The organism is Jatrophihabitans fulvus, assembly GCF_054781375.1.
In genome coordinates, this window is sequence record NZ_BAAGUN010000001.1 from 776,576 (window position 1) to 797,463 (window position 20,888).

Genomic DNA, 20,888 nt, shown 5'->3' on the forward strand with positions numbered 1-20,888 from the left:
CCATGGCGTGGACCTGGCGACTCGAACGACCCGACGGCTCCGAGATCACCGACGGTCCGGCGGTGGCACCGCAGTCGAACCAGTCGGACGCCGAGAGCTGGTTGGGCGAGAACTGGCGCGACCTCGCCGACGCCGGCGTCGCGCAGGTGACGCTGTACGACGTCGACGACAAGGTCTACGGCCCGATGCCGCTGTCGGAGCAGTAGCTCACACCAGCGCCGGCTCACGGGCCGGCGGGGTGACCCGACGACGGCCCCACGCACGGTCGCCGGCCAGCACCAGCACCGACGGCAGCACCACGCCGCGCACCACCACCGCGTCGATCAGCACCGCGACGGCCAGCCCGACGCCGAACTGCTTCATCTCGACCACGTGCAGTGCGGCGAAGATCGCGAACACCGACACCATGATCAGGGCCGCGCTCGTGATGGTGCCCGCCGAGCCGACGATGCCCTCGCGGACGGCGTCGGGGGCCGGCAGGCCCCGGCGGACGGCCTCGCGGACCCGTCCGAGCACGAACACGTGATAGTCCATCGACAGGCCGAACAGCACCGCGAACATGAACAGCGGGATCCAGTTGACGACCCGCCCGGTCGAGGTGAACCCCAGCAGCGACTCGGCCCACGAGTGCTGGAACACCAGCACCAGCACACCGAACGACGCACCCGCCGAGAGCAGGTTCATGCCGGCGGTCGCCACCGCGAGCAGCGGCGACCGGAACACCCGCCACGTCATCAGCATCGTCAGCAGCACGACGAACCCGATGACCCACGGCAGGCGGTCCGCGAGGTGGGTGTCGGCGTCCAGGGACAGTGCGGCACCTCCGCCGACGGCCCAGCGCGCGCCGTCGGGCAGCGTGCGTGCCACGAGGCCGTCGCGCAGCAGCCGGACACCGTCGCGCGCAGCCGGCGACTCGTCGTCGCCCGTCGCCGTGAGGGTCAGCACCTGCACGGTGCGGTCGGACGATGCCGTCACCTCACCGCCGGGTTGGAAGTACCTCCTGTCGACGGACGACCCGAGGTCGCGCAGCGATGCCGCCGTCTCCGCCGCCCGCGCCGCCGGCGTGCGGACCACCACCGTCGTGGTCGTCCGCTGGTCGGGGAAGGCCGCGTTCAGTCGCTGCAGGGTGTGCTTCTCGGCGAGTGACGACGGCAGGGTGTCGATGCTGCCGGTCTGCAGGTGCAGGCCGAGGGCGGGCAGGGCGAGCAGCAGCAGCGCGAAGGACGAGAGGGCCAGCGTCCGTCCGGGCCGGTGCAGCGACGGGCGCAGCACCGCCGGCCACAACCGCGGTTCGCGCACCTGCGCGGTGAGCCGCCACAGCACCGGCACCCGGGGGCGGTCGACGGCCCGCCCGAGCTTCACCAGCAGCGCGGGCAGCACGGTCAGCGAGCCGATCACCGCGACGGCGACCACGATGATCGACCCCGTGGCGAGGGAGTCGAAGACCGTCGAACCGGCGAGGTACATGCCGAGCATCGACACGATCACCGCGACCCCCGAGACCAGCACGGAGTGGCCGGACGTGCGCGCCGCGATCTCGACCGCGTCGAGGGTGCCGTGCCCGAGGCGGCGTTCCTCCCGCACCCGCCGCACGTAGAACAGTGAGTAGTCGACGCCGACGGCCATGCCCATCAGCAGGATCATCGCCGAGGTCGAGCCCGAGTCGGGCACGAGATGCGACGCCAGTGCCGACAGCCCGGTCGCGGCGCCGACGGCCGAGAGCGCGAGCAGCACCGGCACACCGGCCGCCACGATCGCCCCGAACGCGACCAGCAGGATCAGCAGCGTCACCGGCGTGCTGATGACCGCCGCCGATCCCAGGTCGTCGTCGACGAGCGTATTCATCGCTTCGTCGAGCGATGCGTCGCCGACCTGTTCGACGCGGACGCCCGCGTGGGCGCGCTGCACGGCGGCGGTCTCGTCGAGCAGCGGTTGCACGTCCGCGTCCTTCGCGAGGGTGACGGACACGGTCATGGCCGCGCCGTCGGGGGAGGTGACCGGCCGGCCGACTGCGGTCACCTGCGGCAGCGTCCGCAGGCCGCGTGTCGCGTCGGCGAGCGCCGCCCGGGCCGCGGCGGGGTCGAGCCGACCGCTGCGGGCGCTGACGAGCACGTTCTCGGTGTCGGGCTTCTCGAGCCCGGCGTCGTGCACCCAGCGCGCGGCCTGACCGCTCTGACCGATCGCCTGGTCGAGATCGGTGGCCTGGCGCAGTGTGGTCGTGCTGCCGAGCGCGATGCAGACGGTGACGAACGCGAGCCAGAGGCTGATCGCACGCCACGGGTGGGTCGCGCTCCAGCGGGCGACGCGCACGGTGGCCGGCTCGCGACGGGATGGTCTGGACACGGGCGTTCCTTCCGACGGACGGGACTTGTCGGTGACGACGCTCGCGGTTCGAACCGTCGGACGGAGGTGGGCTGGATCCCCGTCCGCGGTGGACTTTCCTCCACCGTGCGACCGTCCCGGGTGCGTCAGGATGGACGCATGACCAGCTCCTGGCGCCGCCGCGCCGACCTCGTGTGGTGGTCCGTGCGCGCGGTCGTGCAGTCGACGATCAGCATTGTGCTGTTCTGCGTGACGGTGACGGCGGTGCCGCTGGCCGCGGTGTGGGTCGGCATCCCCGTGACGATCGGGACGTCGAAGGCGACCCGTTGGCACGCCGACTCGCGACGCCGCGAGATCGGACGGCGGCGGGCCGGTGCGATCGGGTCGCCGTACCTGCGCGCCGAGGGCAACCTGCTGACGCACTTCGCCGCGATCGTGCGCGATCCGGCGTTCCGCCGGGACCTGCTGTGGCTGTTCGCCGATGCGACGATCGGTCTCGCCCTGGCCATCGTCGCCGTGGTCGAGAGCCTGCTCGACCTGCTGCTGTGGTGGCTGCCGGTGGGGCTCGCGCAGCGGGCTCGCGACGCCCTCGACGCGAACCGGCTGTCGGTGTCGGAGAAGAGTCGCCTGGCGCTGCGGGTGCAGCAACTGTCAGCGTCCCGCGCCGAGACGGTCGACGCCGGTGCCGCCGAGATCCGCCGCATCGAACGCGATCTGCACGACGGCGCGCAGGCCCGGCTGGTGTCGCTGGGCATGACGCTCGCGCTGGCCGAGCAGCTCGTCGCGGAGCATCCCGAACAGGCCGCTGCCCTGCTCGCCGAGGCCCGTGACACCAGCAGCACCGCACTCGGCGAGCTGCGCGACCTCGTGCGCGGCATCCACCCGCCCGTGCTGGCCGACCGCGGCCTCGCCGGGGCGGTCGAGGCACTCGCCCTCGCCGTTCCCGTCCCGGTCGACTGCGTCGTCACCCTGGACGGTCGGCTGTCCGCGCCGCTCGAGTCGGCCGCCTACTTCGCCGTCGCCGAGGCGCTCACGAACGTGGTCAAGCATGCGGACGCCACGCGCGCCGTCGTGTCGATCGAACGGTCCGGTGACACGCTGCGGCTGACCGTGGACGACGACGGGCACGGCGGGGTGGACGAGGCGGCGGGCACCGGGTTGCGTGGCATCCGCCGCAGGTTGTCGGCGTTCGACGGGACGATGCAGGTCACCAGCCCGGTGGGCGGCCCGACGCGTGTTGTGATGACGCTGCCGGTGACGTCCCCGGTCACCACCGCCTGACGGCAGGAGCCAGCACGTCCTCGCACCACTGCCGGAACGTGGTCGGGGTGCGGGCGGCGCGACCGTCGCGCGGGGCGCCGTCGTCCAGGCCGTCGTGCTTCGCCGCCATCATCTGCACCAGGCCGTCGGCGAACGCCTGCTGCGCGAAGTGCAGGGCGTGGGCGGCGAGCTCGTCGAGGGTCTGCTGCCGGTACTCGACCGGGCGACCGAGCACCTCCGCCGTCGTCGCGACGAGTTCTTCGGGCGTGAGGTCCTCGGGTCCGAGCAGCGGCACCTCGCCGGTGCCGTCCCAACCCCGGTCGGTGAGCAGGCCGGCGGCGGTGGCGGCGATGTCGCGGGTGGCCACGTAGGGCAGCGCACGCCCGAGCGGCACGGTGTCGGCGTAGACGCCGGCGTCGCGGATGCCGTCCGTCTGACGCAGCACGTTGTCCATGAACCCGGCGCAGGCGAGCGCGCGGAAGGCCGCGCCGCTGCCGGCGAGCACGTCGTCCATGGCGAGCGAGGCGGTCACCAGACCGGCCCGTCCGGCGTAGGGGGTGCCGCGGCCGAGCGCCGAGACGCCCACCACGTGGCCGACGCGGTGGGCGGCGATCGCCTCGGCTGCCGGCCGGGTGAAGCCGCTGAAGGCGTCGGTGAGCGAGGCGGCGGCCGGGTTCGGTGGAACGACCCAGAACAGCGCGTCCGCCCCGGCGAGCGCGCGGTCGAGCACGTCGGGGTCGCCGTGCGAGCCCTCGACGACGTCGACGCGCCCGCGCACACCGTCGGGCAGCTTCGCGGCGTCGCGGACGACGACGCGGACGGGCTCGTCGCCGGCGGCGAGCGCGGCGAGCAGTTGCGAACCGATGTCCCCCGTGGGGGTGGTGATCACGATCATGCGTTCAGCGTCGGCGCCCGGACGGCAACCGTCCAATACCTTCGTCGTCGGACCGATACCCTCCGGGTATGGATCTCGACCTGCGCAAGCTGCGGTACTTCGCTGCCGTCGCCGAGCACCGCCACTTCGGACGGGCGGCCGAGCAGCTGTTCATCGCGCAGCCCGTGCTGAGCCGGCAGGTGCGGGCGCTCGAGCAGGAGCTGGGGTGCGCGCTGCTCGTCCGCACCACCCGCAGCGTCGAGCTGACGGCCGCGGGGGAGCAGCTGCTGGACGAGTCCCGTGCGCTGTTGCCGTCCGTCGACGCCGCCGTCGCGCGGGTGCTCGAGGCCGACCGCGGCGTCGACCGGCTCGTCGTCGCCTTCGCCAACGGGCTGCACGTGTCCCGGGCGGTGCGCGCGTTCACCGCCGCACACCCCGGCGTCGCCGTCGACCTGCTGCCGGTGACGTACTGGGAGCAGGAGGCGCCGCTGCGCGACGGTCGCGCCCACGTCGCATTCCTCCGGCGGCAGTTCGACGAGGACGGTATGCGGGTGATCCCGATCGGCAGCGATCCGCGGGTGGCGTGCGTGCCCGTCGGCCACCGGCTCGCGCGGCGGCGGGTCATCGGGCTCGCCGACCTCGAGGGCGAGTCGATCCTCGACGCGCACGCCCGGCGGACCTCCACCGTCGAGGAGAAGTTCGAGCTGATCGCGGCCGGTGACGGCATCGCGGTCGTGCCGCGCAGCGTCGCCGAGGCGTACCCGCGGCCCGACCTAGTCACCGTGCGCGTGCGCGACGCCGAACCGATCGCGACCTGCATCGTGCTGCCCAAGGCGCAGCGGCGCCGTCGCGTGCTCGACTTCGTGGCCCTCGCGACCGACGCGCTGACGGACGACCGCCGGTTGCGCGTCGCCCGCTGATCCCGTCGGCGGCGCCGCCCGTGGCGCGGCCCACCGGACGGAACCGCGACCGGGGCATACGGCGAACAGGCAGGGTGACCTCCGCGCTGAGCATGTACGAGCACTCGCTGCGTTCGCGCACGGAGCTGTTCACCCGACCGGCCGCCGGTGGGCGGGTGACCCGCCTCGACACCGCGAGGTACCTGGCCGACGCCGACGACACCGACCGGTCGGTGCTCGACCACTGCGCCGGGCCGGTGCTGGACATCGGGTGCGGCCCGGGCCGCATGCTCGCCGCCTGTGCGCAGCGTGGACTCCCGGCGACGGGCATCGACGTCGCGGCGGGGGCCGTGGCCCACGCCCGATCGCACGGCGGACGGGCGGTGCTGGCGGACGTCTTCGGTGACGTCCCCGACGCCGGCGCGTGGGGCAGCGTGCTGCTGCTCGACGGCAACATCGGTATCGGCGGAGACCCGGTGCGGTTGCTGCGGCGGGTGCGGGACCTGCTCGCGCCGGGTGGCCGCGCCGTGGTCGAGGTGGAGGCCTATGTGGCGGGCGAGTTCCGCGGCGACCTCGTGCTCGTCGACGCCTCCGGCGGCTGCGCCAGCCGCGCGTTCCCCTGGGCGCGGCTCGGCCTGGCGGGATTGGCCGTGGCGGCCGTGTCGGCCGGACTGACCCCCGGCGGGCACTGGACCGCGGACGGCCGCGGGTTCAGCGTGCTCGAGCGTCCGTAGGACATTCCTACGCGGCGTCGAGCCGAAGTCCCGCCCACGCCCGGGCCACCGCGCTGGTGCGAGGCATGAGCGCTGCGACCTCTGTCAGGTCGGCGATCGTGTCGATGTCGGTGAGCGTCGGCAGTGCGCGCACGCGCAGCCCCAGTGCGGCGAGCCGCAGCACCTGGTGGGCACCGGTGTCGTCCTGCGACATGGGCACACCCGGCACCGCCCGCGTACCCGTGGCCGCGTCGCGGAACCCGAGCGCCCAGTAGCCGCCGTCCGGGGCAGCGCCGAATGCGGCGTCGTGCCGGTCCGGGTCGAACGCGAGCAGGTCCGCGGGCTGCAGGTGCGGGGTGTCCATGCCGACGAGCAACGCCGACCCCGCACCCGCCGCGGCGAACGCGGCCGCGATGCGAACGTCCAGGCCGCCCTCGGGTTGCGAATAGTGGTCCCACCCGTCGGGCAGCCATCCGGACGGATCGCCGGCGAAGGCGAGCAGGCGGCGGCGCGCCGGTGTCCGGTCGACCGCCGCGAGCGTGTCGAGCAACGCGGCGCCGGCGACCGATGCGGCCTGCGACGGCGTCAGTGGCGGGGTCAGCCGCGTCTTGACCCGTCCCGGCCGCGGCTGCTTGGCCAGGACGATCAGGGTGTCGATCACGAGGTGGACCCGTCCCGGTTGATGGCCGCGCTCATGTCGCGGACGGCCCGCAGCGTGCCGCGCAGGGTGCCGGTCACCTTGGACTGCCCGATGCGGGGGCGGTACTCGACGTCGAGCTGCGTGATGGTCCAACCGGCGTCCGCGGCCCGCACGACGGTTTCGGCGGGATAGCCGGAACGGCGGTCGGTCAGACCGAGTTCGAGCAGCGGTACGCGGCGCGCCGCGCGCAATGGACCCACGTCCTGTATTCGCGCGCCGGTGCGCTTTCGGATCCGTCGGGCGAGTTCGCGGTTCGCCACGCGGGACGAGAGAGACATCGCGTCCCGACCGACCGGACGGCGTCGTGCCACCACGAGGTCGCTGCCCGCGCGCAGGACGGCCTCGAAGCGAAGTACGTCGGCGAGATCGAGGGATCCGTCGCAGTCGCAGAAGGCGACGATCTCGGCGCTCGCCGCTTCGAGGCCGGCGTGGCATGCGGCGCCGTATCCCCTGACCGCGCAGCGCACGACGGTCGCGCCGAGGTCTGCGGCGATGCGGTCGGATCCGTCCGTCGAGCCGTTGTCGATCACGATCGCGCGCACGCCGTCGGGCAGGCCCGCGAGCACGACCGGCAACGCCCGTGCCTCGTCGAGGCACGGCAGGACGACGTCGACGGGGGGCATCCCCACACGGTAACGACGACGAGACCAGCGTCACGACTTCGATGCAGGGGAACCGGATCGGCGTGGCGCACGAACATCCAGGTACACGGGGCGAGCCACCCGGCCGAACGCGAGCCGACGGAGCGCATCGCCCCTCCCGACCCCGACGGGGCGGGTTCCACCGTTTCCCAAGGAGTTCTGTCATGCGTCGTCTCACCACGAAGCTCGCCGCCGTCGGCGCGGGTGCCGTCATCCTCACCACCGCCGCCGCGTGCGGTGGCGACCCGAGCCCGGTCGCCGAGATCAAGAGCCTCAGCGGCACCTCGACGTCCGTCGCGCTGGACAGCGGTTTCGTCAGCGCCCTGAAGAGCCTGAAGGTCACGCCGGCACCGGTCGGCACCGCCAAGATCTCCTCGGCCGGCGTCGCATCGTTCCCGATCACGGGCGGCGACGTGAAGGTCTACAAGAAGGGCGACGTCACGCCCTACGTGCAGGGCGAGATCGACCACAACGGCAGCGGCCTCTCGCTGACCGCCGGTGGCACCAAGGTGTCGCTGACCAACTTCGTCATCGACCCGGGCAACAACTCGAAGCTCACCGGTGACGTCGCCGTCAACGGCAAGTCGGCCGCCAAGGGCGCGAAGCTGTTCGACCTGAACGGCAACACCCTCAAGACCCCGACCGTGTCGAACGGCGTCGCCACCCTCACCGGCACCGAGGTCAAGTTGTCGAGCGACGCCGCCGCGCTGCTCAACAAGACCTTCAAGATCACCGCTCTCAAGGGCGGCCTGCTGATCGGCATCGCCACCATCAAGGCCAAGTAAGCACCCGGCCCCGTTCCACGTCACACTCGGGCGGTGGCGCCTGCTCTCACGAGCGGGTGTCACCGCCCGAACACGTTCCGTCCCACCCAGCAGGAGGTGATTCCGTGACGCGCACCCCACCCGGACCGTTCCGGCCCGGTTTCTTCCGCAGTCCCGTGCGCGGCGTGTGGCTCACCGCGCTGCTCGGCTCGGTGCTGCTGTTCGGCATCACCGTCGTATTCGTGACGGGGCTGCTCTCGTACGCCGCGTACAACCCGGAGCTGCCGTCCAACGACACGACCGGCGCGACCGGTGGGTTCTTCGGGCTCTTCCTGTTCGACTGGCCGACGCACCCGGCCTGGCTCTACCGGGCCACCCAGGGCGTGCACGTCACCCTCGGGCTCGCGCTCGTGCCGATCGTGCTGGCCAAGCTGTGGTCGGTGATCCCCAAGCTGTTCGCGTGGCCGCCGGTGACGTCGGCGCGGCAGGGGCTCGAACGCCTCTCGCTGCTGCTGCTCGTCGGCGGCATCGTCTTCGAACTCGTCACCGGCATCCTGAACGTCCAGTACTTCTACGCGTTCCCCGGGTCGTTCTACCGCCTGCACTACTACGGCGCCTGGGTCTTCTTCACCGCCTTCATCGCCCACGTGATCCTGAAGTTCCCGGCGATGCGTCGGGCGCTGAAGCGACGCCGGCTGCGCGACGAGCTGCGCGTCGACGCCGCCCACACCGTCCCCGACCCCGATGACGACAGCGGGCTCGTCACCACCGACCCGGTGCCGGCGTCCATCTCACGGCGTGGGGTGCTGGGACTCGCCGGCGCGGGATCGCTCGCCCTCGTCGCCCTGACCGTCGGACAGAGTCTCGGCGGTCCCTTCCGGCGGACGGCGCTGCTCGCGCCCCGCTCCGAGGACCCCGGCACCGGTCCCAACGGCTTCCAGATCAACAAGCGCTTCGACGAGGTCGGGCTCACCGACGAGATGGTCGGCCCCGACTGGCGGCTGACGGTCAGCGGACGACGCGACGTCGTTCTCACCCGCGCTCAGGTGCTCGCCCTGCCGCAGCACACCGCGCACCTGCCGATCGCCTGCGTCGAGGGCTGGTCGACCGACGACCAGGAGTGGACGGGCGTGCGCCTGCGTGACCTCGCCGCGCTCGTCGGCGTCCGCGAACCGTCCCGTGTGCTCGTGCAGTCGCTCGAGAAGGGCGGCTACGGCGAGACGTCGCTTCGGCAGAACCAGATCCTCGACGGCGACAGCCTGCTGGCCCTGCAGGTCAACGGTGCGACGCTGTCGCGCGACCACGGCTACCCGGCGCGGGTGATCGTCCCGGGCAACCCCGGCGTGCACAACACGAAGTGGGTCACGCGGCTGGAGTTCGTCCGATGAGGAGCCTGGTGCGCCGGCACCACCTCGGCGAACCACTGCAGATCCTCGTGCTCGTCTCGAGTCTCGCGCTGTCGGGCTACGCGGCCCTGTCGCTGATCGACGATCGCGCCATTGCCACCGGCGTCTGGTTCGTCGGTGCCGCCCTGGTGCACGACGTGGTGCTGTTGCCGTTGTACGTGCTGCTCGACCGCGTCGCGCTGCGGCGGCGTGCGGACGTCGCGCCGAAGTCGTGGATCAACCACATCCGCTTCCCGGCGGCGATCTCGCTGCTGCTGCTCGTCGTGTTCCTGCCGTCGATCGCCCGGGCGAGCGGCAAGTACAACGCGCTCACCGGCCTCAGCGCCGATCCGTACTTCCTGCGGTGGCTGGCGGTCACCGGTGTGCTCTTCGCGGTGTCGGCAGCGCTCTACGCGGTGACGCTGCTGCGGAGGTCGTGATGCGCATCCTGCTCACCGGCGGCGCCGGCTTCATCGGACGGCACGTGCACCGCGCGCTGTCGGCGGACGGTCACGACGTCGCCGTGCTCGACTCGCTGCGCCCCGACGTGCACGGCCCGGACGCGCGGCCGGACATCGACGGGCTGGTCGTGGGTGACGTGCGCGACGCCGGCATTCTCGACCGAGTGCTGCCCGGCGTCGACACCGTCGTGCACCTCGCCGCGAAGGTCGGGGTGGGCGTCGACGTGCACGACCTGCCCGACTACGCCGACTCGAACATGCACGGCACCGCGTCGCTGCTCGCGGGCATGGCCCGCGCCGGCGTCGGCACGCTCGTGCAGGCGAGCTCGATGGTCGTCTACGGCGAGGGACTGGGGCGCTGCCACGAGCACGGCGCGGTCGGACCCGCGCCGCGGTCGGTCGACGAGCTCGAGGCCGGACGGTTCGAACCGCCGTGCCCCCACTGCGGACGCCCGCTGTCGCCGCAGCTGGTCGGCGAGGACGCACCCATGGACCCGCGCAACGCCTACGCGGTCAGCAAACACGCGCAGGAGCAACTGGCCGGCTCGTGGGTGCGCTCGACCGGCGGCGCCGCGACCTCGCTGCGTTTCCACAACGTCTACGGTCCGGGCATGCCCCGCAACACCCCGTACGCGGGCGTGGCGGCGATCTTCCTGTCTTCGCTGCGTCGCGGCGAGGCGCCGCAGGTCTTCGAGGACGGCGGCCAGCGCCGCGACTTCGTGCACGTGCGTGACGTGGCCGCGGCGGTCACGGCGGCGGCGACCCGCCCGCGCATTGGCGCGCAGGCGCTCAATGTCGGTTCGGGCACGGTGCGGACGGTCGGCGACCTCGCGGCCGCACTCGCCGACGCGGTCGACGGCCCGCCACCGGTGACCACCGGACGCTTCCGGCTCGAGGACGTCCGGCACATCACCGCCGACTCGTCGCGTGCCCGCCACGAGCTGGGCTGGGAGCCGCGCGTCGACTTCGGCGAGGGCACCGCCGAGCTCGTTCGTGACTGACCCGCGCCGCGCCGGAGCCGCGCTGTTCGCGGTCTACGCCGCGCTGTACGCGGTGTTCCTGCACCTCGACTGGCGCCGCGCCGAGCTGGTGCTGTTCGTCGCCGCGGTGCCGGTGTTCGCGGCGCTGGTGTTGCTGCTGCGCCGGGCGCCGTGGACCGCGCGGACCACGCTCGCGGTCGTGTTCGGTGGGGCGGTGCTGCTGCAGGTCGTGGCGCTGACGGCACCGCCGTCGACGTCCGACGACGTCAACCGCTACATCTGGGACGGGCGGGTGCAGTTCGACGGCATCGACCCGTACTCGTACCCGCCGCAGGCGCCGCAGCTCGCCCACCTGCGTGACCCGTCGCTGTTCCCGACCGGCCGCACCGACTGTCCCTGGCCGATCCCGGACGGGTGCACCGTCATCAACCGGCCGTCCGTCCGCACGGTCTACCCGCCCGCCGCGCAGCTGGTGTTCGACGGGACCCGCGCCGTCACATTCGGGCACGGGGGAGTGCGGGCGTTCCAGGTGCTCGCCGTTCTCGGTGTGCTCGCCGTCGCCGGATTGCTCGCGCTGCTGCTGACCCGCACCCGGCGTCCGGTGTGGCCGGTCGCGATCTGGGCGTGGTCACCACTGGCGGTGCTCGACTACGCCAACAACGCGCACCTCGACTGGGCCGCCGCGCTGCTGGGGGTCGGCGCGCTCGCGGTGTCGTCGCGGGGGCGGTCGGCGTCGTCGGGGGTGCTCGTCGCGCTGGCGACGTTGACCAAGCTGTACCCCGCGCTGCTCATCCCGTCGCTGCTGCGCCGCCGTCCCTGGGTGGTGATCGTGGCTGGACTGGCGACGGGGGTGCTGCTGTACCTGCCGCACGTCGTCGCCGTCGGCGCGGACGTCGTCGGCTACCTGCCCGGCTACCTGGGCGAGGAGGGGTACGACTCCGGCTCGCGGTTGCTGCTGCTCGGCCTCGTGCTGCCGCACCCGCTCGACACCGTCGTCGGCGGGCTGCTCGTGGCAGGCACCGCGGTGTGGGCGCTGCGGCGCACCGACCCGGACGCGCCCGAGCAGAGCGCCGTGGTCGTGCTCGGCGTGGCCTTCCTCGTCACCACGCCCGGGTACAGCTGGTACTCCGGGCTGCTGCTCGCCCTGATCGTGCTGGCCCGCCGCTACGAGTGGCTGCCCGTCGCCTTCGCGCCCGGTCTCGCGTATCTACTGGGGCGGGGAATCCCGCTCGCGACCACGGGCTATGCGCTCGCCGGGGTGTCCGTCGCGGCGGTGCTGCTGTGGCGCCGTCGGGTGGGCGAGCCGGTCTAGGGTCGTCGGGTGCGTGTCGTGATCGCCGAGGACCTCGCCCTGCTGCGCGACGGGCTCATCCGGCTGCTCGAGGCGCACGACATCGACGTGGTCGAGGCCGTCGACAACGGACCGTCGCTGCAGCGCGCGCTCGCGCGGCAGCGTCCGGACGTCGCCGTCGTCGACGTACGCCTGCCCCCGACGTTCACCGACGAGGGACTCCGCGCCGCCATCGAGGCGCGCCGCCAGCAGCCGGGCCTCCCGGTGCTGGTGCTGTCGCAGTACGTCGAGCAACTCTACGCCCGTGAACTGCTGGCCGACCGGTCGGGGGGCGTCGGGTACCTGCTCAAGGACCGGGTGTTCGACGTGACACGGTTCGTCGACGCCGTGCGTCAGGTCGCCGCCGGCGGCACCGCCATGGACCCTGAGGTCGTCGCGCAGCTGCTCACCCGCCGCAGTGCGTTCGACGACCCGCTGTCGACGCTCACCCCGCGCGAGCGCGAGGTGCTCGAGCACATGGCGCAGGGTCGCTCGAACGCCGCGATCGCGTCCGCCATGAGCGTCACCGAGAAAGCGATCAGCAAGCACACCAACGCGATCTTCACCAAGCTGGGGCTCGAGCCCTCCGAGGACGACAACCGCCGGGTGCTCGCGGTGCTCGCCTACCTGCAGAACTGAGCCGTACGGCGGGTAGGCCTGATGCATGTCGATGAGCAAGGGTGACCGCGTCAGCTGGAACACCCCACAGGGACGCACGCAGGGCACCGTCGAGGAGAAGAAGACCAAGGACTTCCAGTTCGAGGGGCAGAAGTTCACGGCCGGCGACGACGAGCCGGTCTACATCGTGAAGAGCGAGAAGAGCGGCAGCAAGGCGGCGCACAAGGGCGACGCCCTGCGCAAGCTGCAGAGCTAACTGCCCTCGAGGAACAGGCAGAACATCTGGCCGGACGGGTCGCGCATCACCCGCACGCCGTCCTGCGGCTGGAACGCCTCGAGCGTGGCGCCGAGGTCGCGGGCCCGTGCGACCTCGGCGTCGAGATCGTCGACGAGGACATCGAGGTGAGACTGCAGCTGCACCGGACCGTCCGGCCAGTCGGGACGCACGTGACCCTGCTCGAGCTGGAAGCTCAACCCCGGACGCTCGCGCTCCGGGTCACGCACCCGCACCCATTCCGGGCCTTCGACGACGCTCTCCCAGCCGAGCAGGTCCCGGTAGAACGCGGCGTGCGCGACCGGATCGGGGGAGCTGAGCACGACTGCGGCGAACGAGGCGACCATGCGTCCACCCTTCCCGCGAAGCTCGACCGCCCGCACTCCGTGACGGGTCTGCCCGTCGGGCGGGACGGACGTCCCGCCCGATCGGGCAGACCCCGGCGCGGTGGCCGGATTTCGGCGAAGTTGCCTTCCGTCGGGACCACGTCACGGTCAGGATGCACCTCGACGACCGCCGTCCGGTGTGCGGTCGAGGGGGAGAACTGCGATGTACCGAAAGATCGCTGTGATCGCATGCGGCATCGTCGCAGCGGGATCGGTCGTGACGGCCAGCCAGGCGGCGCCGAGCACCCAGCACGACCCGAGCACGGTGGCCGGCCACCGGAGTTTCGCGCGCAACGTGCCGACGGGTGGTCATGACTCGAGCTACGTGTCGATCGCGCCTTGCCGTGCCGTCGACACCAGCCGGGCCAAGGCCGGCAACCTGAAGAAGAACGGGACTCGCACGTTCAGGGTCGCGGGCGCGAGCAGCCTCGCCGCCCAGGGCGGCGCCGCGACAGGATGCAACGTTCCCACCTGGGCGACCGCCGTGACGGCGAACATCTTCGCGACCAGCGTGACCGGCACCGGCGTGTTGCACGCCTGGGCGGCCGGGACGGCTCGCCCTCTGGCGGTGGCGCTGCTCCTCACCAAGGGCCAGCGGTCGCTCGCCGGCGTGACCGTCGGTACGTCGGCGTCCGGTGTGTCGATCCGACCCGAGGGAGCGAGCGCGCGGTTCGGGATGGACATCACCGGCTACTACGCGCCGTCGATCTACGCCGTCGTCAGCTCGAACGGCACCCTGCTGTACAGCTCGCGGCTGAAGGTGGCCAGCCACACCATCAGCAGCGGTGCGTACACCCTGACCGGCGACACGAGCCTGACCAACTGCAGCATCGTCGCCGCCGCATGGGGAAGCTACGACGCTGCCGCCTACGCGAGTGGGACCAGCATCTCTGTCAACACCCGGTACCTGGGGACCCAGACCGCCGACGCGTACTTCCAGGTGACCGTCACCTGCTGAGGACGGGCCGCCGCGCGCTCCGGACGCGACCGCACGTGTGTGCGCGGGCCGTCCCCTCTCGTACTGCGCCTCCCACGGCGTGTTGGTTGATCAACAGTCCTGTTGATCGACCAACACGCCGTAGGAGGCGCACCCAGGGGGCGCATCGGGGTTGTCCGGCTCGTCCACCGGTGTGATCATCACGCCGTGACCGACACAGCGCAGGTGGACCACGTCGACACGGCCGCTCCGCCCGCGCCGCGCCGACGGCGGCGGCGCCTGTTCGTGCTCGCCGCCGTGGTCGTACTCGTCCTCGCCGCCGGCATCGTCACGGCAACGGTGTGGGTGCGCCACTACTCGGCGGCGCCCGGTCTCGACAACGCCGGCGGTGAGCTGGGCTGGCTCGATCCCACCGCGCGTCCGACCGACCGGACGATCACGGTCGGCGGCTACGACATCTTCCAGACCTACGTGCGCCAGGGCGAGACGCGCGGCTTCGTGGTGTGGGTGCACAACCCGTCCTCGGTCACGCAGACGATCACCGGCCTGCGCTATCCCCGGTCGGCCGCGGACTCCGGCGAGCCGACGCGCCTGCTCATCAGCGACCGCGAGCCCGGCCGGCCCGGCGGGCCCGCGCGGTACTTGCCCGCGCCGGTCGCGGTGCCACCCGGCGCGTTCCGCGCGCTGCACGTCTACGTGACCGAGAACGTGTGCGTCCCCGGGCGCTCGATCACGTTCGACCAGCTCGACCTCACGGTGCGGGTCGGTGCCTTCGACCGGTTCGAGACGATCACCTTCGGCGACCACACCGGCTTCGTCCTGACCGGCGCGAAGCGCGGCTGCTGATCCGCCGTCCGCCGTACGAGGTGCGCCTCGGGTCCTCACCGTGTCACGGGGGGAGCGGCGGTCCCTGGATGACAGGCGGACGGAGGGGCACGCTGGACGCATGGACCGCACCGCCCTCGCCGATCTGCTGCGCAGCCGCCGCGAACGGCTGACCCCCGCGGACGTCGGCCTCCCGCCGGGGCAGCGGCGGCGCACGCCGGGACTGCGGCGCGACGAGGTCGCGTCCCTGGCGGCGATCTCGACGGACTACTACACGCGGCTCGAGCAGCGGCGGGGCCCGCACCCGTCGCCGCCGGTGCTCGCCGCGATCGCCCGGGCGCTGCGCCTGACCGACGACGAGCGCGACCACCTGTTCCACCTCGCCGGGCACCCGGCTCCCGAACGGCATTCGGTCGGCGGCCACGTCAGTCCTGCCGTGCTCTACCTGCTCGACCGGCTCGTCGACACGCCCGCCTTCGTCATCGACGACATCGGCACGACGCTGATGCAGAACCGCATGTCGCAGTTGCTGTCGGGCGATCGCACCGTCGGCACGATGCGCGAACGCAACCACTTCTGGCGCTGGTTCACCGAGCCCGCCAGCCGCGCGAACGTGCCCGAGGACGACTGGCCCGAGCACTCCCGCACCCATGTCGCCGACCTGCGGGCCACGGCCGGCCGGCGCGGCGACGACCCGGACGTCCGCGGGCTCGTCGACGACCTGCTCGTGGCGAGCGACGAGTTCGGTGCGCTGTGGGCCGAGCACGAGGTGGCCGTCCGCCGCGCGATGACCAAACGGCTGCAGCACCCCGAGGTCGGCGTCCTCCAGTTCCTGTGCGAGCACCTCACGAGCGAGGTCGACGGCTCGACGCTGGTGCTGCTGCAACCGCGCCCGGGTACCGACTGCCGCGAGAAGCTGCAGCTGCTGGCGGTCATCGGCACTCAGGACCTGGTCGCGCACGACGGGTAGGTGATCCGCTCAGCCGGCCGGGCTACGGTCGGCCGGTGAGGTTACTGCTGAACATCATCTGGCTCGTGCTGTCGGGCTTCTGGATGGCGATCGGGTACGCGATCGCCGGGGTGGTGTTCTGCATCCTGATCATCACGATCCCGTTCGGCATCGCGTCGTTCCGCATCGCCGGGTACGCGCTGTGGCCGTTCGGCAACACGATCGTGCGGCGCCCGGACGCGGGTGCCGGGTCGGCCATCGGCAACGTGCTGTGGATCGTGCTCGCCGGCATCTGGTTGGCGATCGGCCACGTCGTCACCGGCGCACTGCTGTGCATCACGATCATCGGCATCCCGCTGGGCGTCGCGAACTTCAAGATGGTGCCGGTGTCGCTGACCCCGCTCGGACGGGAGATCGTCCCGCTGCCCTGACGTCGGACGGGCGTGCGAGCATCCGCTGGTGCTCGCCGAACGCCGCATCCCCGTCCGCTCCGACGAGTGGCGCGCGATCGCCGCGCGCATCGACGTCGCGCTGGAGCTCACGTCGCGCCTGAACGTGCTTCCGTGGTCGGACGCGGACGCCCGGCGTGCGCTGCTGGCTGAGCTGTTCGGCGCCCCCGTTCCCGGGAGCGCGGTGATCCACCCGCCGCTCTACACGACGCACGGTCTCGGCATCGCGCTCGCCGACCGGGTGTTCGTCGGCCAGGCGTGCTCGTTCCTCGATCTCGGAGGCATCACCATCGGCGCGCGCTCGATGATCGCGCCGAAGGTCACGCTGGTGACCGAGGGCCATCCGGTTTCACCGGACGAGCGCTACGGCGCCGTCACCGTCGCGCCGATCGTCATCGAGCAGAACGTGTGGATCGGCGCGGCCGCCACCGTGCTGCCGGGCGTCACCATCGGCCACGACTCGATCGTCGGCGCCGGCACCGTCGTCGCGAAGGACGTCCCGCCGATGAGCGTGGTCACGGGTCACGGGCAGATCGAGCGGCGTCGCCTCTAGGGTTCGTGTCATGGACAGGGACACCCTCGTCGCGCGGGCCGAACAACTGGCCGCCCTGCACGCCGAGAACCAGCCGCTCGTGTTGCCGACCGTGTGGGACGTGTGGTCGGCCCGCACCGCCGTGGCCGCCGGTTTCGGCGCCCTGACGATCGGCAGCCATCCGCTCGCCGAGTCGCGCGGCGCCGAGGACAACGAGGGCCAGACGCTCGACGAGGTCGTCGCCGCGGCCCGCACGATCGTCGACGCCGTCGAGGTGCCGGTGTCGGTCGACCTCGAGGCCGGGTACGGGCAGACGCCGGGCGACGTGATCGCCGGGCTCCTCGACGCCGGCGGTGTCGGGCTCAACCTCGAGGACACCGTGCACTCCGAGAACCGCCGCCTGCGCAGCGCCCAGGAGCACGCCGAGTACATCGGCGGCCTGCGCTCGGCCGCCGACGACGCCGGAGTGCCGATCTGGATCAACGGCCGCACCGACGTCTTCCTGCACGCGGACGACAGGTCCGCCGTGCTCGACGACGCCATCGCCCGGCTGAACGGGCTGGTCGAGGCCGGCGCGAACAGCGTGTATCCCGTCCGCATCCAGGACGACGACGACCTCATCGCCGCCGTCGTCCAGGGGGTGTCCGTGCCCGTCAACTGCACGGCGCACCCGGTCAAGCACGACCTCGCGCGCTTCCGCCGGCTCGGCGTCGGGCGCATCACCTTCGGCCCGCTGCTGATGTCCGCCCTCACCGACTCGATGACCGACATGATCGAGGCGTGGCGCTGACATGGAGACCTACACGCGCAACGGCCTGACCTTCGACGTGTCGGACTCGGGCCCGTCCGACGGCGAGGTCGTCGTGCTGCTGCACGGCTTCCCGCAGAACCGTCACGAGTGGCGCTCGGTGACGCCGCACCTCACGGCGTCCGGGCTGCGCGTGCTCGCGCCCGACCAGCGCGGCTACTCCCCGGGCGCGCGGCCGGAGGGCCGGAGGGCGTACGTGATCTCCGAACTGGTCGACGACGTCGTCGCGCTCATCGACGCCGCCGGGGTCGAGAAGGCGCACGTGGTCGGGCACGACTGGGGCGCCCAGGTGGCGTGGTCGCTCGCGTCCAAGCACCCGGAGCGGGTGCACACCCTTACCGCGGTGAGCGTGCCGCACCCGCAGGCCTTCACGTGGGCGCTGAAGCACGGGCAGGCGCTGAAGTCCTGGTACATGCTGTTCTTCCAGCTGCCCGTCCTGCCCGAGCGGCTGCTCCCCACCACGCGGGTCGAGAAGCTCCTCGGCGGGTCGGGACTGACGCCCGAGCAGGTGCGCTCGTACATCGCGCCGCTCGGACGCGACGGCCTCACCACCGCGCTCAACTGGTACCGCGCGCTGCCGTTCTCGCAGGGCGAGCACGGGTACGGCCGGCGCACGACCGTCCCGACGACGTACGTCTGGAGCGACGGCGACGCCGCTCTCGGCCGCGCCGGGGCCGAGGCCACCGAGCGGTTCGTCAAAGGCCCGTACCGGTTCGAGGTGCTGCCCGGGCTCAGCCACTGGATCCCGGACGAGGCGCCCGACCGTCTCGCCGAGCTGATCCTGGACCGTGTTCGCGGCGACTAAGCGTAGATTCGCGCAAAAGCGGCGTCGATCAGACGCCGCTTGACCCGGCCGGTCGGACGGAACCGGGTGAGCGCGCCGCGGGCGGCGATCGCGCCCGGCCCGCCGTGCACCCCGCCGCCGGGGTGGGCGGACGACGACGCCAGGTACAGCCCGTCCAGCGGCGTCTCGCTGCGACCCAGCCCCGGGGTCGGACGGAAGAACAGCTGCTGGTGGATGCTCGACGTGCCGCCGCCGATGGCGCCCGCGACCAGGTTGGCGTCGGCGGCGTTGAGGTCGCCGGGCGACTCGACGCGCCGGGCCACGATCGAGGCGCGGAAGCCGGGGGCGTGCCGTTCGATCAGCGCCTCGACCCGTTCGGCCTGCTGCTCGATCGTGCCGGCGTCGTGGTCGATGCCACTGGGCAGGTGCGTGTACGCCCATGCCGACTCGGTGCCGGCGGGGGAGCGGGTCGCGTCCGCCACCGTCATCTGGCCGAAGAGCACGAACGGGTCGCGGGGCACGGTGCCTGTCGCCAGGTCGGCCGCGTAGCGGGTCAGCCCGTCGAGGTCGACGCCCAGGTGCACGGTGCCCGCGCCGCGGGCGTCGTCGGCCGTCCACGGCACGGGTGCCGACAGTGCCCAGTCGAGCTTCATCGTCTGGCTGTCCCACTGGAACCGGTCGAGGTCGTCGACGAGCCGTCGCGGCAGGTGCGCCTCGCCGACGAGCCTGCGGTACAGCGTCGGGGCGTCGACGTCGGCGAGCACGGCGCGGGCGCGGATCGTCTCGCCGCCGGCGGTGCGCACCCCCACCGCCCGTCCGCCCTCGACGAGCACCCGGTCGACGCGGGTGCTCGTCCGCACGACACCGCCGTTCGCCGTCAGGCGACGTTCGAGCGCGAGCGCGAGCTCGCCGGCACCGCCGACCGGCACGGGAAACCCCACCGTCTGCCCCAGCATCGCGAGCAGCCATCCGTACAGGGCGCTGCCGGCGTTCTCCGGCGCGAGGTCGGTGTGCAGGGCGTTGCCGGCGAGCAGCAGCGTGCCGCCGACTCCCTCGAACAGCTCGTCGCCCGCGCGCCGCACCGGCTGCACGCCGAAGCGCAGGAAGCGCAGGCCGTCCGCCACTCCGAGCCGGCGTGCGATCGACGCCGCCGAGCGCAGTGGCGGGAACGGCGTGAACAGCGCGGTCAGCAACGGCTCGCGGATCGACTCGAACTGCTCCGTCAGCACCCGCCACGTGTCACCGTCGCCGGGCGCGAAACCGTCGAGCGAGCGGGCCGTCGTGTCGAGGTCGCGCGACAGCACCGCGCAGCGGTCGTCGGGCAGCACGTGCGCGAGCACCGCCGGCGCGTGCGTCCAGTGCAGGCCGTGCGGGCCGAGCTCGAGACCCTGCAGCACCGGCGACGCGTAGCCCAGCGGGTAGAACGCGCTGAACCGGTCGGTGACGTAGTCGGGATGCAGGGTGCGGTCCGAGCGCACGGCACCGCCGACCACGTCGGCGGCCTCGAGCACGACGACGTCCCACCCGGCGTCGCGCAGCAGGTTCGCGGCCACGAGGCCGTTGTGGCCGGCGCCGACGACGACGGCGTCGACGTCCATCAGGCCAGCTCCCGGCCGATCAGCGCGGACGAGGCCGCGATGGCGGCGCTGAGCAGCGCCGCCCGCCGGAACCGCGTCACCGCGAACGGCAGCATGCTCGCCGCGTGCGCGCTGTCGACGGCGGCACCGAGCCACAGGACGTCCGCGCTCGGGCTCACGAGCGTCACCGCGCCCTGCGCGAGCTGCCGAAGTCCCAGCACGCGGACGATGCCCGGGTGCGGACGTGCGCCGGGACGCCCCGCCGCGTGGGCGACCGCCTGCGGACGGGCGGCCATCACGGCGCCGGCGATCAGGTTCGCGACGCCCAGGGCGCGGGCGGATGCGGTCGTCACGGGGGAGTCGTGCCCACGACGCAGCAGCGCGTCCCTGCCTGATTCGTCTCGATAGTCCTTGCTGCGG

25 protein-coding genes are annotated in these 20,888 nt (G+C 72.6%); 18 read left to right on the top strand and 7 right to left on the bottom strand.

The window, feature by feature from the left end:
- The first annotated feature begins 2 nt into the window (after window positions 1-2).
- Window positions 3-206, top strand: a complete 204-nt coding sequence (locus ACYVP9_RS03765; protein WP_460603353.1) for a hypothetical protein — start codon at window positions 3-5, stop codon at window positions 204-206.
- A 1-nt stretch (window position 207) separates the two neighbouring features.
- Here the strand turns inward: ACYVP9_RS03765 and ACYVP9_RS03770 are convergent, their stop codons facing one another.
- Window positions 208-2,343: an MMPL family transporter gene (locus ACYVP9_RS03770; protein WP_460603354.1), complete on the bottom strand. Its 2,136-nt coding sequence runs from the start codon at window positions 2,341-2,343 to the stop codon at window positions 208-210.
- 138 nt (window positions 2,344-2,481) lie between these two features.
- Between ACYVP9_RS03770 and ACYVP9_RS03775 the strand changes: the two genes are divergently transcribed.
- Window positions 2,482-3,603, top strand: a complete 1,122-nt coding sequence (locus ACYVP9_RS03775; RefSeq protein WP_460603355.1) for a sensor histidine kinase — start codon at window positions 2,482-2,484, stop codon at window positions 3,601-3,603.
- On the opposite strand, the gene ACYVP9_RS03780 is transcribed toward ACYVP9_RS03775, so the two are convergent.
- On the bottom strand, window positions 3,590-4,477 hold the full coding sequence (locus tag ACYVP9_RS03780; protein ID WP_460603356.1) for a Rossmann-fold NAD(P)-binding domain-containing protein: 888 nt from the start codon (window positions 4,475-4,477) through the stop codon (window positions 3,590-3,592). The genes ACYVP9_RS03775 and ACYVP9_RS03780 overlap by 14 nt on opposite strands.
- Before the next feature lie 68 nt (window positions 4,478-4,545).
- Between ACYVP9_RS03780 and ACYVP9_RS03785 the strand changes: the two genes are divergently transcribed.
- Window positions 4,546-5,376, top strand: coding sequence for a LysR family transcriptional regulator (locus ACYVP9_RS03785; RefSeq protein ID WP_460603357.1), 831 nt, complete (start codon window positions 4,546-4,548; stop codon window positions 5,374-5,376).
- Between the two features lie 74 nt (window positions 5,377-5,450).
- On the top strand, window positions 5,451-6,089 hold the full coding sequence (locus tag ACYVP9_RS03790) for a methyltransferase domain-containing protein (protein ID WP_460603358.1): 639 nt from the start codon (window positions 5,451-5,453) through the stop codon (window positions 6,087-6,089).
- 7 nt (window positions 6,090-6,096) lie between these two features.
- Here the strand turns inward: ACYVP9_RS03790 and ACYVP9_RS03795 are convergent, their stop codons facing one another.
- Together ACYVP9_RS03795 and ACYVP9_RS03800 are read right to left on the bottom strand one after the other, a co-directional pair.
- On the bottom strand, window positions 6,097-6,729 hold the full coding sequence (locus ACYVP9_RS03795; RefSeq protein ID WP_460603359.1) for a TIGR04282 family arsenosugar biosynthesis glycosyltransferase: 633 nt from the start codon (window positions 6,727-6,729) through the stop codon (window positions 6,097-6,099).
- Window positions 6,726-7,391: a glycosyltransferase family 2 protein gene (locus ACYVP9_RS03800; RefSeq protein WP_460603360.1), complete on the bottom strand. Its 666-nt coding sequence runs from the start codon at window positions 7,389-7,391 to the stop codon at window positions 6,726-6,728. Before ACYVP9_RS03800 ends, ACYVP9_RS03795 begins: the two co-directional genes overlap by 4 nt.
- 182 nt (window positions 7,392-7,573) lie before the next feature.
- On the opposite strand from ACYVP9_RS03800, the gene ACYVP9_RS03805 reads away from it, so the two are divergent.
- From ACYVP9_RS03805 to ACYVP9_RS03835, 7 genes are all read left to right on the top strand, one after another.
- Window positions 7,574-8,194, top strand: coding sequence for a hypothetical protein (locus ACYVP9_RS03805; RefSeq protein ID WP_460603361.1), 621 nt, complete (start codon window positions 7,574-7,576; stop codon window positions 8,192-8,194).
- A 104-nt stretch (window positions 8,195-8,298) separates the two neighbouring features.
- Window positions 8,299-9,561: a molybdopterin-dependent oxidoreductase gene (locus tag ACYVP9_RS03810; RefSeq protein WP_460603362.1), complete on the top strand. Its 1,263-nt coding sequence runs from the start codon at window positions 8,299-8,301 to the stop codon at window positions 9,559-9,561.
- Window positions 9,558-9,998 (top strand): hypothetical protein, encoded by a 441-nt coding sequence (locus tag ACYVP9_RS03815; RefSeq protein WP_460603363.1) that lies wholly within the window; start codon window positions 9,558-9,560, stop codon window positions 9,996-9,998. Before ACYVP9_RS03810 ends, ACYVP9_RS03815 begins: the two co-directional genes overlap by 4 nt.
- Window positions 9,998-11,020 carry an NAD-dependent epimerase/dehydratase family protein gene (locus tag ACYVP9_RS03820; RefSeq protein ID WP_460603364.1) on the top strand — a complete coding sequence of 341 codons (1,023 nt, stop codon included), beginning with the start codon at window positions 9,998-10,000 and terminating at the stop codon, window positions 11,018-11,020. Before ACYVP9_RS03815 ends, ACYVP9_RS03820 begins: the two co-directional genes overlap by 1 nt.
- Complete coding sequence (locus ACYVP9_RS03825; protein WP_460603365.1) at window positions 11,013-12,311, top strand: glycosyltransferase 87 family protein; 1,299 nt, start codon at window positions 11,013-11,015, stop codon at window positions 12,309-12,311. The genes ACYVP9_RS03820 and ACYVP9_RS03825 overlap by 8 nt, the downstream gene beginning before the upstream one ends.
- A gap of 9 nt (window positions 12,312-12,320) precedes the next feature.
- Window positions 12,321-12,968, top strand: coding sequence for a response regulator transcription factor (locus ACYVP9_RS03830; RefSeq protein WP_460603366.1), 648 nt, complete (start codon window positions 12,321-12,323; stop codon window positions 12,966-12,968).
- A 25-nt stretch (window positions 12,969-12,993) separates the two neighbouring features.
- Window positions 12,994-13,203, top strand: coding sequence for a hypervirulence associated TUDOR domain-containing protein (locus ACYVP9_RS03835; protein ID WP_460603367.1), 210 nt, complete (start codon window positions 12,994-12,996; stop codon window positions 13,201-13,203).
- On the opposite strand, the gene ACYVP9_RS03840 is transcribed toward ACYVP9_RS03835, so the two are convergent.
- Window positions 13,200-13,568, bottom strand: coding sequence for a VOC family protein (locus ACYVP9_RS03840; RefSeq protein ID WP_460603368.1), 369 nt, complete (start codon window positions 13,566-13,568; stop codon window positions 13,200-13,202). The genes ACYVP9_RS03835 and ACYVP9_RS03840 overlap by 4 nt on opposite strands.
- Before the next feature lie 256 nt (window positions 13,569-13,824).
- Here ACYVP9_RS03840 and ACYVP9_RS03845 point away from each other — a divergent pair, with 256 nt between their 5' ends.
- The 7 genes from ACYVP9_RS03845 to ACYVP9_RS03875 all read left to right on the top strand — a co-directional run bounded on the left by ACYVP9_RS03845 (window position 13,825) and on the right by ACYVP9_RS03875 (window position 18,912).
- A complete protein-coding gene (locus ACYVP9_RS03845) occupies window positions 13,825-14,565 on the top strand; it encodes a hypothetical protein (protein WP_460603369.1) in 741 nt (246 codons plus the stop codon).
- 186 nt (window positions 14,566-14,751) lie between these two features.
- Window positions 14,752-15,390: a hypothetical protein gene (locus ACYVP9_RS03850; protein ID WP_460603370.1), complete on the top strand. Its 639-nt coding sequence runs from the start codon at window positions 14,752-14,754 to the stop codon at window positions 15,388-15,390.
- 100 nt (window positions 15,391-15,490) lie between these two features.
- A complete protein-coding gene (locus ACYVP9_RS03855; protein ID WP_460603371.1) occupies window positions 15,491-16,339 on the top strand; it encodes a helix-turn-helix transcriptional regulator in 849 nt (282 codons plus the stop codon).
- A 35-nt stretch (window positions 16,340-16,374) separates the two neighbouring features.
- Window positions 16,375-16,749, top strand: coding sequence for a YccF domain-containing protein (locus tag ACYVP9_RS03860; RefSeq protein WP_460603373.1), 375 nt, complete (start codon window positions 16,375-16,377; stop codon window positions 16,747-16,749).
- 28 nt (window positions 16,750-16,777) lie between these two features.
- Window positions 16,778-17,320 carry an LbetaH domain-containing protein gene (locus ACYVP9_RS03865; RefSeq protein ID WP_460603374.1) on the top strand — a complete coding sequence of 181 codons (543 nt, stop codon included), beginning with the start codon at window positions 16,778-16,780 and terminating at the stop codon, window positions 17,318-17,320.
- 10 nt (window positions 17,321-17,330) lie between these two features.
- Window positions 17,331-18,089: an isocitrate lyase/PEP mutase family protein gene (locus tag ACYVP9_RS03870; RefSeq protein ID WP_460603375.1), complete on the top strand. Its 759-nt coding sequence runs from the start codon at window positions 17,331-17,333 to the stop codon at window positions 18,087-18,089.
- A 1-nt stretch (window position 18,090) separates the two neighbouring features.
- Entirely contained in the window at window positions 18,091-18,912 is an 822-nt protein-coding gene (locus ACYVP9_RS03875) for an alpha/beta fold hydrolase (protein ID WP_460603376.1), read from the top strand.
- Here the strand turns inward: ACYVP9_RS03875 and ACYVP9_RS03880 are convergent.
- Window positions 18,909-20,489 carry a phytoene desaturase family protein gene (locus ACYVP9_RS03880; RefSeq protein WP_460603377.1) on the bottom strand — a complete coding sequence of 527 codons (1,581 nt, stop codon included), beginning with the start codon at window positions 20,487-20,489 and terminating at the stop codon, window positions 18,909-18,911. The genes ACYVP9_RS03875 and ACYVP9_RS03880 overlap by 4 nt on opposite strands.
- A complete protein-coding gene (locus tag ACYVP9_RS03885; protein ID WP_460603378.1) occupies window positions 20,489-20,821 on the bottom strand; it encodes a hypothetical protein in 333 nt (110 codons plus the stop codon). Before ACYVP9_RS03885 ends, ACYVP9_RS03880 begins: the two co-directional genes overlap by 1 nt.
- Window positions 20,822-20,888: the final 67 nt, after the last annotated feature.

Bases quoted from the DNA above. Each gene is read 5' to 3' on its own strand.
- ACYVP9_RS03875 (WP_460603376.1), top strand. From the start codon at position 18,091: ATGGAGACCTACACGCGCAACGGCCTGACCTTCGACGTGTCGGACTCG.
- ACYVP9_RS03785 (WP_460603357.1), top strand. From the start codon at position 4,546: ATGGATCTCGACCTGCGCAAGCTGCGGTACTTCGCTGCCGTCGCCGAG.
- ACYVP9_RS03815 (WP_460603363.1), top strand. From the start codon at position 9,558: ATGAGGAGCCTGGTGCGCCGGCACCACCTCGGCGAACCACTGCAGATC.
- ACYVP9_RS03840 (WP_460603368.1), bottom strand. From the start codon at position 13,568: ATGGTCGCCTCGTTCGCCGCAGTCGTGCTCAGCTCCCCCGATCCGGTC.
- ACYVP9_RS03870 (WP_460603375.1), top strand. From the start codon at position 17,331: ATGGACAGGGACACCCTCGTCGCGCGGGCCGAACAACTGGCCGCCCTG.
- ACYVP9_RS03880 (WP_460603377.1), bottom strand. From the start codon at position 20,489: ATGGACGTCGACGCCGTCGTCGTCGGCGCCGGCCACAACGGCCTCGTG.
- ACYVP9_RS03775 (WP_460603355.1), top strand. From the start codon at position 2,482: ATGACCAGCTCCTGGCGCCGCCGCGCCGACCTCGTGTGGTGGTCCGTG.
- ACYVP9_RS03835 (WP_460603367.1), top strand. From the start codon at position 12,994: ATGTCGATGAGCAAGGGTGACCGCGTCAGCTGGAACACCCCACAGGGA.
- ACYVP9_RS03820 (WP_460603364.1), top strand. From the start codon at position 9,998: ATGCGCATCCTGCTCACCGGCGGCGCCGGCTTCATCGGACGGCACGTG.
- ACYVP9_RS03855 (WP_460603371.1), top strand. From the start codon at position 15,491: ATGGACCGCACCGCCCTCGCCGATCTGCTGCGCAGCCGCCGCGAACGG.
- ACYVP9_RS03780 (WP_460603356.1), bottom strand. From the start codon at position 4,477: ATGATCGTGATCACCACCCCCACGGGGGACATCGGTTCGCAACTGCTC.
- ACYVP9_RS03800 (WP_460603360.1), bottom strand. From the start codon at position 7,391: ATGCCCCCCGTCGACGTCGTCCTGCCGTGCCTCGACGAGGCACGGGCG.
- ACYVP9_RS03765 (WP_460603353.1), top strand. From the start codon at position 3: ATGGCGTGGACCTGGCGACTCGAACGACCCGACGGCTCCGAGATCACC.
- ACYVP9_RS03805 (WP_460603361.1), top strand. From the start codon at position 7,574: ATGCGTCGTCTCACCACGAAGCTCGCCGCCGTCGGCGCGGGTGCCGTC.